Annotated in this window: 14 protein-coding genes; 1 reads left to right on the forward strand and 13 read right to left on the reverse strand. The window is 69.2% G+C overall.

Annotated elements, in window-relative coordinates; translation table 11 throughout:
* Positions 1–31 precede the first annotated feature (31 nt).
* The 6 genes from ABZY89_RS02595 to ABZY89_RS02620 form a co-directional block, all read right to left on the reverse strand.
* The gene (locus ABZY89_RS02595; RefSeq protein WP_355224381.1) at positions 32–1513 is read right to left on the reverse strand and encodes an NAD(P)/FAD-dependent oxidoreductase; all 1482 of its coding nucleotides are present in this window, start codon (positions 1511–1513) and stop codon (positions 32–34) included.
* 107 nt (positions 1514–1620) lie between these two features.
* Positions 1621–2331 (reverse strand): SRPBCC family protein, encoded by a 711-nt coding sequence (locus tag ABZY89_RS02600; RefSeq protein WP_355224383.1) that lies wholly within the window; start codon positions 2329–2331, stop codon positions 1621–1623.
* A 3-nt stretch (positions 2332–2334) separates the two neighbouring features.
* Positions 2335–3189 (reverse strand): xanthine dehydrogenase family protein subunit M, encoded by an 855-nt coding sequence (locus ABZY89_RS02605; RefSeq protein WP_355224385.1) that lies wholly within the window; start codon positions 3187–3189, stop codon positions 2335–2337.
* Positions 3186–5663, reverse strand: coding sequence for a xanthine dehydrogenase family protein molybdopterin-binding subunit (locus ABZY89_RS02610; protein ID WP_355224387.1), 2478 nt, complete (start codon positions 5661–5663; stop codon positions 3186–3188). Before ABZY89_RS02610 ends, ABZY89_RS02605 begins: the two co-directional genes overlap by 4 nt.
* Positions 5660–6175: a (2Fe-2S)-binding protein gene (locus ABZY89_RS02615; RefSeq protein ID WP_160026894.1), complete on the reverse strand. Its 516-nt coding sequence runs from the start codon at positions 6173–6175 to the stop codon at positions 5660–5662. The genes ABZY89_RS02610 and ABZY89_RS02615 overlap by 4 nt, the downstream gene beginning before the upstream one ends.
* Before the next feature lie 114 nt (positions 6176–6289).
* The gene (locus ABZY89_RS02620) at positions 6290–7516 is read right to left on the reverse strand and encodes a transcriptional regulator (RefSeq protein WP_355224388.1); all 1227 of its coding nucleotides are present in this window, start codon (positions 7514–7516) and stop codon (positions 6290–6292) included.
* 114 nt (positions 7517–7630) lie between these two features.
* Here ABZY89_RS02620 and ABZY89_RS02625 point away from each other — a divergent pair, with 114 nt between their 5' ends.
* The gene (locus ABZY89_RS02625) at positions 7631–8089 is read left to right on the forward strand and encodes a GNAT family N-acetyltransferase (RefSeq protein ID WP_355224389.1); all 459 of its coding nucleotides are present in this window, start codon (positions 7631–7633) and stop codon (positions 8087–8089) included.
* A 9-nt stretch (positions 8090–8098) separates the two neighbouring features.
* Here ABZY89_RS02625 and ABZY89_RS02630 read toward each other — a convergent pair whose 3' ends face one another.
* The 7 genes from ABZY89_RS02630 to ABZY89_RS02660 form a co-directional block, all read right to left on the reverse strand.
* Complete coding sequence (locus tag ABZY89_RS02630) at positions 8099–8833, reverse strand: tryptophan-rich sensory protein (RefSeq protein ID WP_355224391.1); 735 nt, start codon at positions 8831–8833, stop codon at positions 8099–8101.
* Positions 8834–8919: 86 nt separating this feature from the next.
* Positions 8920–10041, reverse strand: a complete 1122-nt coding sequence (locus ABZY89_RS02635) for an XdhC/CoxI family protein (RefSeq protein ID WP_355224393.1) — start codon at positions 10039–10041, stop codon at positions 8920–8922.
* On the reverse strand, positions 10034–11074 hold the full coding sequence (locus tag ABZY89_RS02640) for a VWA domain-containing protein (RefSeq protein ID WP_355224395.1): 1041 nt from the start codon (positions 11072–11074) through the stop codon (positions 10034–10036). Before ABZY89_RS02640 ends, ABZY89_RS02635 begins: the two co-directional genes overlap by 8 nt.
* Positions 11075–11202: 128 nt before the next feature.
* Positions 11203–12081: a MoxR family ATPase gene (locus ABZY89_RS02645; protein ID WP_355224397.1), complete on the reverse strand. Its 879-nt coding sequence runs from the start codon at positions 12079–12081 to the stop codon at positions 11203–11205.
* Positions 12082–12156: 75 nt separating this feature from the next.
* Positions 12157–12693 carry a nucleotidyltransferase family protein gene (locus ABZY89_RS02650; protein WP_355224398.1) on the reverse strand — a complete coding sequence of 179 codons (537 nt, stop codon included), beginning with the start codon at positions 12691–12693 and terminating at the stop codon, positions 12157–12159.
* Positions 12690–13265, reverse strand: coding sequence for a hypothetical protein (locus tag ABZY89_RS02655; protein ID WP_355224400.1), 576 nt, complete (start codon positions 13263–13265; stop codon positions 12690–12692). The genes ABZY89_RS02650 and ABZY89_RS02655 overlap by 4 nt, the downstream gene beginning before the upstream one ends.
* A gap of 287 nt (positions 13266–13552) precedes the next feature.
* Entirely contained in the window at positions 13553–14425 is an 873-nt protein-coding gene (locus ABZY89_RS02660; protein WP_355224402.1) for an alpha/beta fold hydrolase, read from the reverse strand.
* Positions 14426–14563 lie beyond the last annotated feature (138 nt).

The raw sequence follows: 14563 nt of genomic DNA on the forward strand, positions 1-14563 counted from the left end.
CGGCCCCACCCAGCACCGGCATCTCGCCGTACTAGCTCCTCGCTGCCAGCTTCTCCACGAGTCTGGGAGTGATGGAGGCGTACGCCTTCGGGTCGATCGGTAGCAGCCACTGCACTGCCTTGACCCGCTTGCTGACGTCGATGCCGACGTCACCGAGAACCTCGTCGATGTTGTGCATCGAGAACGGAATGATGTTGGTGCCGCGGGCGTGGTGGCCGTCGGTGCGCTCCCGCATCCAGGCCAGCCGCGCGGTGACGTGGGCCTCCATCTCCTCCGCCGGCGGAACATCGTGGCCGCCACCGAGGTGCGAGCCGATCCAGACGGCGCTCATCTCGGCCGAGAGCGGCGAGAAGAACGAGGAGTTGTAGCCGGCGAAGGTCAGGTCCTTCACGCTCAGCGGGAGGATCTGACGGTAGAGCTGGTAGTCGCCGTTGTCGTCGGTGAGCTGGTCCTGGATCTCCTCGGAGAAGAACGGGAGCTCCTGCTTGAACCCGGTCGCGGTCACCACGACGTCGGCGGGCACCGCGCGCCCGTTGGCGAGCTCGGCGTACGGCTTGCCCTCCTTCGTCACGAAGGCGGCGATCTCGGTGTCGCGCTCGACGGCGATGTCCCCGGCCTCGACGCCCTCGAAGAAGCCCTCGGTGGCCAGCGAGACCGTCGAGCGGGCGATGTCGGTGAACGGGCCCTTGGGCACCAGCCCGAGCTTCTTCAGCTTGAGCTGGCTGGTGGTGACCGACTCGACGCTGCCGACCATCGATCCGGCCATCTTCGAGCCACCCGCGTGCAGCGCCTTCTCGGCCCCGCGGATGCTCTGGTAGGGGAACAGCCCCTCCCCCAGGCGCGTGAGCAGCAGCATCTTGTAGTTGAGGACGCCCTTGATCTTGCGGGGCATCTTCCACAGCAGCTGGCGCGCGACCACGGTGGTCGAGGCCGCCTCCTTGGCGATCTCGACGGCCACGTCGCAGGCCGACTTCCCGTAGCCGACGACCACGACGTGCTTGCCGTTGACGGTCTCCAGGTCGTGCAGCTCGCTCGCCGCGAGGATCCGGCCGCCGGCTGCCTCCAGCTCGTCGACCCCGTCGTACGCAGGGGCGAACGGCTCCGAGAAGACGCCGCTGGCCACGACCAGATGGTCGTGGTGCTCGGTCGTCTCGCCGTCGGCCCCTGCGATGGTGATGTCCCAGCCGCCCCCTCCAGCCGGCTGGGCGCTCCGCACCTCGGTGGAGAGTCTGATCATCGGGGCGAGCTCGAACTTCTCGACGTACATCTCGAGGTAGCTCTGCACCTGCTCGCCACTGAGCCACTCCGGGAACACCTTCGGCATCCTCAGGTCCGAGAGCGTGTAGGAGTCCTTGTTGTTCTGAGTCGTCAGGCCCGGGTAACGACGGGTCCGGCTCCAGACGCCGCCGACATCCGGGGCCTTCTCGTAGACGGTGACGTCATGACCGAGCTCGGTGAGCACCTTGGCCGAGGCAACGCCTGCGAACCCGGCACCGATGACCGCGATCTTCACTTTTCTGTTTCCTCTCGCAGCGGGATCTGCGTCATGGAAACGCTAGAGAGGTCGAACGGCCCTCGCTATCCACGTTGCGCGGGTGGTATCCGGTTTGCGCGACGGGTTCAACCTCGCAGGAGCCTGTAGACGACCACCGCCGCCGCGATCACAGCTACCCCGACGGCGATCTTCTTGCCGTAGTTCTTGATCAGCACCGGTACGACCGTGGCGCCGAGGTCGAGCGCCTCGGGCGCCCCGCTGGTCGAGCCGCCGGAGCCGCTAGGCGAAGGCCCCGCCGAATCAGGCTCAGTGAGACCAACACGGTCCCCTCCGGCGCTCGACGGGGCTGTGTTGGTCTCGACACCGCTCGCTTCGCTCGCGGGCTCGACCGACGGTGGGGCGGACTTCTGCTCCAGGCAGGCGACGAACTGGCCGAGAAGCTTGTCGGAGACGTCCTGCATCACCCCGCGCCCGAACTGGGCGGGCTTGCCGGTGACGGCGAGATCGGTGACGATCTCGACCTTCGTGCCGGTGCCCTCCGCGGCCATCGTCAGGGTCGCGTTGGCGCCGGCGGTGCCGTTGCCGCGCTTGTCGCGCCCCTTGGCCTCGACGACCAGGCGGCGGGCGGCCTCGTCCTTCTCGACGAAGGTGCCGGAGCCGGCGTAGACCATGGAGATCGGGCCGAGCTTGACCTTCACCGTGCCGGTGAAGGTGTCGCCCTCGGCCGAGGTGACCTGGGCTCCAGGGAAGCACTCGGCGAGCGAGCCGATGTCCAGGAAGCTGTTCCAGGTCTCCTCGACCGAGGTCGGAACCGTGAACTCGTGCGTCAGGTCCACGCCTCAGCCCCCGAGGGCCTTCGTGATGGCGCGGCGGGTCAGCACCGTGACCAGGTGACGCCGGTAGTCGGCGTCGCCGTTGAGGTCCGAGGGCGGCTCGGCGCCGTCCGCGGCCAGGGCCGCGGCGTTGCGTACGACCTCCTCGGTGGCCTGCTGACCGACCAGCGCCTGCTCGACGCCGGCGGCACGCAACGGGGTCGAGCCCATGTTGGTGAGACCGATCGCCGCGCCCTCGATCACGCCGCCGGAGACCTTGAGGGTCGCGCCGACCGCGCAGATCGGCCACTGGTGGGCGACCCGGACGAACTTCTCGTAGTGAGCCGTCCATCCGGTGTGCTTCGGGATGCGTACGCCGATGAGCAGCTCGTCCTCGGAGACGGCCGTCTCGAAGAGCCCCTGGAAGAACTCCGCACCCGGGACGACCCGCTCCCCGGCCGGCCCGGCGATGACGAACTCGGCGTCCAGGGCAAGGGCCGGGGCTCCGAGGTCGCCCGCCGGGTCGGCGTGGGCGAGCGCGCCACCGAACGTGCCGCGGTGGCGTACCTGCTCGTCGGCGACCGTCGCCGTGGCACGCGTGACCAGTGCCGCGTGCTCGGCGACCAGAGGATCGGCCGCGACGTCGCTGTGGCGGGTCATGGCGCCGACGAAGATCGACTCACCCTCGTCGCGTACGCCGCGGAGCGAGTCGATGCGACCGAGGTCGATCACCCACTCCGGGGCGTTGAGGCGCATCCTCAGCACCGGCAGCAGGCTCTGTCCGCCGGCGATGATCTTGGCCTCGTCGCCGTACTGGGCGAGGGCGGCCAGCGCCTCCTCGACCGTGGTCGGGGCGACGTAGTCGAACGATGCGGGAATCACTGGACGTCTCCTTCCGTGCGGTCGACGTTCCCGGACATGCCCGTCGACGGATCGAAGTGTGCTGCGGCCGCACCGGTGGTCTCGCCACCGGCCGAACCCTCGTTGATCGCCCGCCAGACCCGTTCGGGCGTGCAGGGCATGGTGACGTCGTGCACGCCCAGCGGGCGCAGCGCGTCGACGACGGCGTTGACCACGGCCGGGGTGGAGGCGATCGTGCCGGCCTCCCCGACACCCTTGGTGCCGAGCGTGTTGGTGGTCGCGGGCGAGGTGGTGTGGTCGATGTCGAAGCTGATCGTGTCGGCGGCCGTCGGCAGCAGGTAGTCCACGAACGAGCCCGACACCAGGGTCCCGGCGTCGTCGTAGACCGCGTCCTCCCACAGCGCCTGAGCGATGCCCTGGACCAGGCCACCGTGCACCTGACCTGCGACGATGAGCGGGTTGATGATGTTGCCGATGTCGTCGCAGCAGACGTACTTCCGCATCTTCACCTGGCCGGTCTCGGTGTCGACCTCCATCGCGCACAGGTGGGTCCCGTGCGGGAAGTTGAAGTTCTCCGGGTCGAACGTGGCCTCGGAGTCGAGGTTGGCCTCGACCCCGTCGGGCAGGTTGTGCGCGGCGAAGACCGCCGTGGACAGCTCGCCGATGGACATGCCCTGGTCGGTGCCGCGCACCGTCCACTTGCCACCGGTGAACTCCATGTCGTCGACGCTCGCCTCGAGCAGGTGGGCCGCGATCGGCTTGGCCTTCTCGAGCACCTTGTCGGCAGCCCGCACCAACGCCTCACCACCCACGACCAGCGACCTGGATCCGTAGGTGTCGTAGCCCTTGGCCGCGATCTGGGTGTCTCCGTGGAGCACCTCGACGTCCTCGAAGGCCACGCCGAGACGGTCCGCCACGATCTGGCTGAACGCGGTCTCGTGCCCCTGACCGTGCGCGCTGGCCCCGGTGATGACCTCGACCTTGCCGGTGGGCGTCAGTCGCACCTGGGCGTGCTCCCAGCCACCGGCGCCGTAGTCGAGGCTGCCGAGGACGCGGGACGGAGCAAGGCCGCACATCTCGGTGAACGTCGAGATGCCGATGCCGAGCTGGACCGGGTCGTTGTTGGCGCGACGCTGCTGCTGCTCGGCGCGGAGCTCGTCATAGCCGAACATCTCCTTCGCCTTCGCGGTCGCCGCCTCGTAGTTCCCGGAGTCGTAGGTCAGACCGGCGATGGTCGTGAACGGGAACTCCTCGTGCTTGATCCAGTTCTTCTCCCGGATCTCGAGCGGGTCGACCCCGACCTCGGCGGCCAGCTCGTCCATCAGACGCTCGATGGCGTACGTCGCCTCCGGCCGCCCCGCGCCGCGGTAGGCGTCGGTCCAGGTGGTGTTGGTGAACACCGTCTGGCAGTTGAACTGGTAGGCAGGGAACTTGTAGATCGCGTTGAACATGAACGCGCCGAGGACCGGGACACCGCCGCCGACGATGGCGACGTACGCCCCCAGGTTGGCGTCGAGCTCGACCCTGAGGCCGGTGACCTGGCCGTCCTTTGTGGCCGAGAGGGTCAGCTTCTGGATCTGGTCGCGACCGTGGTGAGCGGAGAGCAGCGACTCGGAGCGGGTCTCGGTGTACTTCACCGGCTTGCCGAGCCGGCGGGCGATCGCGAAGACGATCATCTCCTCCGGCGTCTGCTGGAGCTTGCCGCCGAAGCCGCCGCCGACGTCGGGTGCGATCACCCGGATCTTCGACTCGGGCACGCCCGTGGTCGCGGCGAACGCGAACCGCAGGATGTGCGGGATCTGGGTGGCGCTCCATACCGTGATCTGCTCACCGGTCGGGTCGCACACCACGCTGCGAGGCTCCATGAACGCCGGGATCAGGCGCTGCTGGCGGTAGGTCCGCTCGATGACGATGCCGTCGCTCTTCGCGGAGGCGATCGCCTCGTCGACGTTGCCGCCGGTGCCGGCCTGGGCGCTGTCGAAGACCCACAGGGCGGACTTGTTGGTGCCGAGGTCGGGGTGCGCGAGCACCTCGTCCTTGACCGCCTCCTCGAGGGAGACGACGGCGGGGAGTTCCTCGTAGTCGACCTCGACCATCTCGGCAGCGTCCCGGGCGGCGGCCGCGGACCGGGCGGCCACGACCGCGACGATCTCACCGGCGAAGGTGACCCGGTCGGTGGCGACCGGCGGGTGGGCCGGCGTCTTCTGATCGGGCGTGATCGGCCAGGCGTTGATGCAGACGCCGAGGCTCTCGTCGAAGTCCTTGGCGGCCAGCACGGTCACCACGCCCTCGGACTCCTCCGCGGCACTGGTGTCGGTGCCGGTGATCCGGGCGTGGGCGAAGGGACTGCGCACCATCGCGAGGTGCAGCATCCCGGGCAGGTTGATGTTGTCGGTCCAGCGGGTCCGTCCCGTGATCAGGCGCGCGTCCTCCTTGCGGCGACGGTCGCGGCCGATCTCGTTGGTCTGCTCCGGACGAGCTTCTACGGCGGTCACAGCGCGTCCACCTCCTCGGTCGCGCCCTTGGGGCCGGCAGCCGTGGCCAGGTGGCCGCTGGCGTACTGCACCGCGCGGACGATGTTGTGGTAGCCCGTGCAGCGACACAGGTTGCCCTCGATGCCCTCACGGATCTCTTCCTCGCTGGGCTGAGGGTTGCGCTTGAGCAGGTCGACGGACTGCATGATCATGCCCGGCGTGCAGAATCCGCACTGCAGACCGTGGCACTCACGGAATGCCTCCTGGACCGGGTGGAGGTCGCTCTCGACCGTGTCGGCGAGGCCCTCGATCGTGGTCACCTCGCACCCGTCGGCCTGCACCGCGAGCACGTTGCACGACTTCACCGAGTCACCGTCGAGATGGACCGTGCAGGCGCCGCAGTTGCTGGTGTCGCAACCGATCACCGTGCCGGTCTTGCCGAGTCCTTCGCGAAGGTACTGCACGAGCAGCGTTCGCGGTTCGACGTCGTCGGTGACTTTCATACCGTCGACGCGCATGCTGATCCGGGCCATGTTGTCTCCCTGCCAGACGTCACTGTTCTAGTGGAAAGCTGTGTGGGCCAGATCACAGTAGGACGCGCAGGGTTGGGCCCCGGTTGGCTGCTCGGGTGGCGTACCCGTTCTTGGTCAGCGGCTGGCGGCCAGGCGTGCCCTGAGCAGGGGCAACGCGGGGTGGGCGCTGCCGCCCAGGCGGCGCAGGCAGACGTCGACGACCTCGGTGTCGTACGGAGCCAGCTCGCTGTAGCTGAGCACCGCGTCGGGCTGCGGGTCGGCGATCAGCGCCTCGCGCAGCGCGACCGCGACGTACTCGGCCATCTCGGCCAGCGCAGGACTGTTGGTACCGGGCAGAAGATCACCGCCGTACGCCTCCACCGCAGCGGCCACCCGGCCGTGCCGGACCAGCGCGAGGACCTGCTCGACGTCGGTCACGACGGGCATCAGCAGGCGGTAGGGACGGGAGGCGACCTGGCCGCCGAGGGCGTGGCGCAGGTGGGAGACCTCGGCCTTGAGCGTCGAGAAGGTGACCGCCTGATCGCCGTAGACCATCGCGTGCAGCCGCTCCAGCGAGAGACCCTCGGGGTGGAGCGCGAGCAGAGCGAGGATCTCGGTCTGGCGACGGTTGAGCAGCAGCCGCTGCCCATCGAGCCAGGTCTCGGCGGTGCCGAGCAGCGTCAGCACCAGGCCGGGCTGCTCGATCGCCTCCTCGCCGTCTCGTTGGGTCGGCATCTTCGGCAGCGCACCCTCGATGAGGCGTGCCATCACGCGGGCGGTTGCCAGCCCGATCGGGTGGGTGCGGTCCCAGGTCGTGGAGAGGTCGAGGACACCGAGATGCTTGCCGGTGACCGGGTCGTGCAGCGGCGCCGCCCAGCAGACCCAGTTGTGCACGACCTCGGCATAGTGCTCGGGCCCGAAGACCATCGTCGGGGAGTTGGTGCGATTGGCGAGGTCGAGCGCGTTGGTGCCGGCGCTCTCGTCGTCCCAGCGGCCGCCCGGCACGAAGTTGACCGACTCGGCCTTCCGCCGCATCACCCGCCCGCCGTACGTCCACAGCACCCGGGTGTCGGGGTCGGTCACCGCGATGACCAGATCACCGTCGTCGGCGGTGCACCGCAGCTCCTCCTCGACCCGCTCGACCGCCACCTGGAGCGGCGAGCCGCGCCACATCTCGCGCGTCTCGTCCTCGTCCGCCAACGGCGCCTCGCGCACGTCTGGTCTGACGGCCGTCGCCGAGCGCGTCCAGCTGGTCAGGATCTCCGGCCTGACGAAGTCCTCGGCGGCATCGCCGCTCTCCACGAAGGCGGTCCACGCCCGCGCCGCGCTGATGCGGCGCTCCTGCAGATCGCTGCGAACCATCACTCCCCCTTTGGAGCTCGGCCCATTGAGGCTCGGTTCTGCCAACGTAGCACCCTGTGACGCGGCTCACTATGCCGTTGGAGGTACTCCAGCTTCCGGTGTCACAGTGGGTGCATGACCACGCGCGCAGCCACGACCTGGGCCGACTTCGAGACCGCGGCCAGACTGCAGGTCGACTTCAACACCGAGTACGCCTACCCCGCCCCACCCGTCGACGAGCTCGCCCGGCACCTCAGCCGGCTCGTCGAGGGTGGGGACACGACCGTGATGCTCATCGGAGAACCTGCGGTCGGCCACGGCATCACCCGCTTCCGCCTGCAGACCACGGCCGACGAGCTCGAGGCCTACCTCGCCGAGCTCTACATCGTGCCCGACCGCCGGGGGCACGGACTCGGCACCATCCTGCTGCAGGCGATCATCGACGAGGCGAAGGCCCGCGGCGCGACGTACATGGACCTGGGGACGAGCGAGGACGACACCTCAGCCCGCGCGCTTTACGAGAAGTTCGGCTTCGACAACCACGAGGGCCGCGGCTCCGGGCCGCGGGCGCTCTACTACGAGAAGGAGCTGTAGAGCTCCTGCTCAGGCCGGAGCGCTTTCGGTGCGGCCGTCGTACGACAGTCCGCGAGCAATCGCGTGGAAGAACATCGCCAGGATCAGGATTCCGGCGCAGACCAGCGCCACGATCGCCACCGACGTACTCTGCGAGAGCTGAATCTGGCGGAGACCGACCGCGACCAGCGCCCACGCGCACGAGATCAGCAGCTCTCGCAGGTTGCGCTTGAACAGAAGCGTCAGCAGCGCGACGGTGAGCACCGCGATCACCACGATCGAGGCCAGCGGACTGACCGTCACATCCCTCGAGTCGAGGTAGGTCGCGATGTTGACGATGCTCGCCGCGGTCACCCATCCCGTGTAGAGCATCAGCGGCAGCCAGACCATGAGGAAGTCCTTGGTGGACGGCCGGGTCGTGCCCACCCCGAGGCGCCACAGCGCGGCATAGAGCGATGCGGTGAGGAGCAGCAGGATGACGACGGAGAGCCCGACCCATTCGTTCACGAAGACGAAGGTCCACAGCCCGTTGCAGATGCTGGCGATGACGAACAGCGGCCCGAGCAGCTGCGGTATGTCGTTGTCGTCGCGCGGATCACGAAGATCCCTCGCCTGGTAGACAGCGAAGACGATCAGCAGCAGATAGATGAGAGTCCAGATCGAGAACGCGTATCCAGCCGGCGTCAGATACGTGGCGTATCTGTCCGATATCTCGCCGATCGGTGGCAGATCGAGAATCTGCGCACCGGTCAGGAAGTTGGCCACAAGCGCAAAGATGAGGGCGAGAACATTACCTATCTGCCAGGTTCTCTTCACTCTTCGACCGTAACAAACGAGATCGTGGATTTTGCCTAACGGTCTTCGTGGATCCGTCCCGTGGTGGTGGCCAGGCGCTCGCCGGAGCCGCCCCAGCGGCCGGCGATGATCTCGGCGGCGATGGAGATCGCGGTCTCCTCCGGCGTACGGGCTCCGAGGTCGAGGCCGATGGGGCTACTCAGCCGGGCGATCTCCTCGTCGGTGAGGCCGGCGTCGACCAGGCGGGCGAGGCGGTCGTCGTGGGTGCGGCGCGAGCCCATCGCGCCGACGTAGGCGATGTCGGGAAGGCGGAGGGCGACCTCGAGGAGAGGTACGTCGAACTTCGGGTCGTGGGTGAGGACGGCGATCACGGTGCGCTGATCGATGCGGCCGGCCTCGACCTCCTGGTTCAGGAAGCGGTGGGGCCAGTCGACGACGACCTCGTCGGCCTCGGGGAAGCGCGAGTTGGTGGCGAAGACCGGGCGGGCGTCGCAGACGGTGACGTGATAGCCGAGGAACGCACCGACGCGGGCGACGGCGGCGGCGAAGTCGATCGCGCCGAAGACGAGCATCCTGGGCTTGGGCGCGAAGGACCAGACGAAGACCCGCATGCCTTCGCCGCGGCGCTCGCCGTCGATCCCATAGGACAGTGTCTGGTTGGTGCCATGAGCGAGCAGGCCGAGCGCGTCGTCGTGGACGGCGTCGTCCATCCGGGCGCTGCCCAGCGACCCCTTGACCCCCTCGGGGCGGATGAGGACGCGGCGCCCGAGGATCTCGGGGTCGGGGTGCTCGATGACGGTCGCCAGGGCGACCGGGCTGCCGCTGCGTACGTCCTCGGCGAGCTCGCCGAGCTCCGGGAACGTCTCCTGGGACACCTTCTCGACGAAGACGTCGAGGATGCCGCCGCAGGTCAGCCCGACAGCGAAGGCGTCGTCGTCGGAGACGCCGTAGCGGTTGAGCTCCGGCACCCCGGTCTCGGCGACCTCGCGAGCGACCTCGTAGACGGCGCCTTCGACACAGCCGCCGGAGACCGAGCCGACCGCGCTCTCGTCAGGGCCGACGAGCATCGAGGCACCCGGCGGCCTGGGGGCTGACTGGAACGTCGCGACCACGGTGGCCACCGCCACGGTCTCGCCGGATTCCCACCACTTCATCAGATCGTCGAGTACGTCACGCACGCGCGATCACCTCCACCAGATCCTCGTACGTCGCCAGGGAATGTCCGGCGACGAAGTCGTCCACGTGCGGCAGCACCGCGACGATGCCTCGCTGCAGCGGTTCATATCCAACCTTGCCACGGTGTGGGTTGGCCCACACCACGCGGTGGGCGAGGCGGTGCAGCCTCGCCGCCTGCTCCTCGAGGAGCGCGGTGTCGCCTCGCTCCCAGCCGTCGCTCGCGATGACCACCACGGCGCCTCTGGCCAGACCCTGGTGTCGCCGCAGGAACGCCTGCAGGTTGTCACCGAGCCGGGTCCCGCCCGACCAATCGGGCACCGTCTCGCCGGCCGCGACCAGCGCGCGATCGGGGTCACGGTGGCGCAGCGCGCGGGTGACGTTGGTGAGCCTGGTGCCCATCGTGAACACCGCGCCGCTGCCGGTCGTCGAGCTCACCCGGTGGGCGACCCGCAGCAGCACATCGGCGTAGGAGCTCATCGAGCCGGACACGTCGATCAGCCACACGACTCGGCGCGGCCGCTCGCCACGCCTGCGGTAGTGGATCCCGGCGGGCTCGCCGAGGTGTCGCAGGCTGGCCCGCAGGGTGCGGTGGGCATCGACGCGTCCTCGCCGCCATTGCTCCTGTCTTGGCGTCCTGCGGCGCGGCACCCGTGGGCGGAGCCGGGCGATCAAGGCCGCCAGGCGCTCCTGCTCGGCCGGTTCGAGGTCGGCGACGTCGCGATGGCGCAGGGTCTCGATATCGCTGGCGCGTGCCCTGATGAGGTCGTCGGTCTCCTCGCCCTCTCCCTCACCTTCCTGCGGCTCGGTCTCGGGCAGGGTCGAGGTGACCGAGACCGTACGCGGCGGCCCCTGCGGCCCCGGCAGCGTCGCGGTCGACCCGAACCAGGCCTCGAAGACCTGGTCGTAACGGCGCAGGTCGTCGGGGCCCGCGCACAGCGTCGCCCGTCCGGCGGTGTAGGTCGCGGTCGGGTCCCCCGCGCCGACGATCGCGGTCGCCTGCAGGAACCCGTGGGCGCGGTCCTGCGTCACCTGCACCCCGGCCGCTCTGAGGGCCCGGGTGAAGCCGAGGAAGATCGCTGTCGGAATACCCGGTTCACCGGGTATTCCTGCACTTCTCTGGCGTTGCATTGCCTGAGAAGTGCCAGTTTTGCCAGAGAAGTCCGTCACGTCAGGAGCCGATCCAGCGCTGCCCGGACGCGGTCGGCGTCCTCGCGGTGCTTGACGAGCGCGCCGAGCGTCGCCGCGGCGCTCTCCAAATCCATCTCGGCAACTCCGAGGTGATGCAGGGCGCGGGCCCAGTCGAGGGTCTCGGCGACGCCCGGCGGCTTGAGCAGCGCGTTCGCGCCCTCGGCGCCGCGCAACTGCTGGACCACCGTGACCACCTGGCGGGCGAGCTCGTCGGCGACCTCGGGTGCTCGGCTGCGTACGATCTCGATCTCGCGGGCCAGGCCCGGGTGGTCGATCCAGTGGTAGAGGCAGCGGCGCTTGAGGGCGTCGTGGAGCTCGCGGGTGCGGTTGGACGTGAGGACTACGACCGGTGGGACCGTCGCCGCGACGGTCCCGAACTCCGGGATCGTCACCTGGTAGGTGGACAGCACCTCGAGCAGGAACGCCTCGAACTCATCGTCGGCCCGGTCGACCTCGTCGACGAGCAGGACAGACGGAGCCTGGCGCAGCGCGGCCAGCACCGGGCGGGCGAGGAGGAACCGCTCGTCGTAGAGGGACTTCTCGGCCTCCTCCACCTCCCCCGCGCCTCCGGCCGCCTCGAGGGCACGCAGGTGGAGGATCTGGCGGGCGAAGTCCCAGTCGTAGAGCGCCTGGGTGGCGTCGATCCCCTCGTAGCACTGCAGCCTCACGAGCGGCAGGTCGAGCGCCTCGGCGACGGCCTCCGCGAGCGCGGTCTTTCCGGTCCCGGGCTCACCCTCGAGCAGCAGCGGCCGCTGCATCTTCAGCCCGAGGAACGTCACCGTCGCCAGCTCCGGGTCGGCCAGGTATCCGGTCGCCGCCAGGCGGTCAGCGATCTCCTGGGGCGTCAGGTCCATGTCCTGAGCCTAGAACGCGAAGCGTTGGCTGAGGGTTGGACAACCCCTAAGGAGGACGGCCGAACGAATTTTCGTTCAGCGCCGGTCGACGTCGTTCCCCCCGGCCAGGTCGCCGCACTCCACCAGGCGTACGTCATGGGTCTTCAGGTAGCCCCGGGCGCCCTGGTCGCCGACGGCCGCCTCGATGACCCCCGCCCAGTGGTCGCGCCCGATCAGCACCGGATGGCCCGGAACCCCGGCGTACGCCGCCCGGGCGAGCCCCGCGGGAGAGCCCGTCGAGACCACCCGCGCCACCACGTCAGCCCCGACATCCGGCAGATCGACCAGATGAACCACCGCAGCCTCTGCATCCGGCCCGAGCGCCGCCAGACCGCCCCGCAGCGACGCGCCCATCCCCTCGTCCCAGTCCTCGGCGACGACGACCCGCTGATCGGCCGGAAGCAGCGCCCGCGCCTCGTCGGCGGCGGCGCCGAGCACAACGAGTACGTCGTCACAGCCGCCCTCGCGCAGCACTTCGATCGATCGGACCAGCCAGTCGTCGACCAGCGCCTTGGGCATGCCCATCCGTCGACCCGCGCCGGCGGCCAGGAGCAGGCCGGCGACCGCCGTCACTTGAACGCGGCGGTGTAGAGCTTCTGCAGCTTCGCGCTCTTGACGTCGCTGTAGCCACAGCCGATCACCTTGGCATCGCCCTTGGCCGCGACCAGGTAGTTCTTGCCCTTCTCGAACTCGGGCATCGGGATCGTGCTCGGCGCGGGCAGTGTGATTCGGACGGTGTCGGTGCCACCGACGCCGTCGGCGTACATCCACGTCTTCACCCGCAGCACGGCCTCGTTCTCGGTCACGCTCTCCGCGGTGCCCTCGAAGGCCAGCGCGGCGTTCTGGGAGAGCCACTTCGAGGTCGGCGGGATGCATCGGGCGGCGTCCGCGACGACGGTCAGCTCGGTCGCCCCGGCGCCTCCGGCAGGAGCGGACGACGAGGGGACCGGCGCGGTCTCGGTGACCGTCGCGGTCGGCGACGGAGGTGCGGCATCGGGGTCCTCAGCAGTGTCGTCGGAGCTGAGGAGGCCGAAGGAGGCGACGATCGCGACGAGCACGACCGCGGCGGCGATCACGGCTGCGACCCATCGCCACGGTGACCGCGGCCGCTGCATCCCGGTCTTCGGTCCGAGGTCGACACTCATGCCAACATCATGCCTCATCACTGGGTGCCATCCGGGGACCCGCTGGACGTCCGCAGGTTGACACACGCAGGCGGGGCCCTGGCTTCGAAGAGCCCTGACCCCGCCCGCCGCTGCAGAACTTCACCCGGATATTCCCTTGGGCTTCAAAGCCCCCCAGATCCAGACGCTTCCCCGCAGTCGGCCACTGTGTGGAGCACCAATGTTGCGTTACCGAGCTGTTGTCGAGACAGTGTCGAAAGTCCCCAAAAGAATGGGACCGCTGGGCCCCTCCTCATCGCCTGGTCAGGTCATGCCAGCTGACGATCGAGGAACCCGACGACCCGCCGGATCGAGAGGTCCCACTGCGGCCCGAAGGCGTGCTGCTCGCCGGGGTAGACCCACAGCCGCTGGCGCACGCCCGCGGTCTCCATCAGGTCCCGGGTGGTGTAGGCCCACCTGATCGGGCAAGACTCGTCATTGGTCCCGTGGTGCATCTGGACGGGGACCTCGATGCGGTCGAAGTACGTCCGCGCCGACAGCCCCTCCCAGAACTCCGGCTCCGTCTCGGGATCGCCGTACTGCCGATAGAGCCGGGCCACCTCGTCGGGCCGCGACGGCACCGCCCACCGGTTGATGTTGTCGACGATGTCGGAGGAGACCGACGCGTACGTCACCCCGGCCCGCACCAGCCCAGGCTGGGCGACGAGCGCGTTCATCACCACTCCCCCACCCATGGAGCGGCCGAGCAACGCGGTGCGGTCGGGGTCGACGTACGGAAGTCGCTTCATCGCCTGGACGGCGTTGATGGTGTCGCGGGTGTAGCCGAGGCGGCTCTCGTCCTCCTCGGTTCCTTCCGGGATGGGGGAGGATCCGGCGTGACCGCGGTAGTCGGTGTGCAGTACGACGTAGCCCTCCCGGGCCAGCCGGTCCTGCTCCCGCTTCAGCCCCTGACCGGTGACGTAGATGTCGGTGTCGATGTGGCCGTGCGCGAAGACCACCCCAGGAAACGGCCCGGCGCCCCGCGGCCGGAAGAGCACCCCGGTGATCGTGAGCCGGCCGCTCGGGTAGCTGACCTCGAAGCGCCGGTACGCATCCGTGCTCCCCGACTCCCGCAGCACCTTCACCTCGCCGCCCGGGAAGTCCTCCCGCATCAGCTGCGGCAGCGAGACCTTGTCGGTCACCGGCGGCAGCGTCTCCGACGGACTCGGGGAGGGTGTGGTTGATGTCGCCGAAGGCGACGGTGTCGCTGCACGAGACGACGGCGCAGCGGAAGGCTCACCGCCGCATCCGGCGAGAAGCACGGCCGAGATCGCCAGCGC

The sequence above is a fragment of the Nocardioides sp. NPDC006303 genome (assembly GCF_040613175.1).
In the GTDB taxonomy this organism is placed as follows: domain Bacteria; phylum Actinomycetota; class Actinomycetes; order Propionibacteriales; family Nocardioidaceae; genus Nocardioides.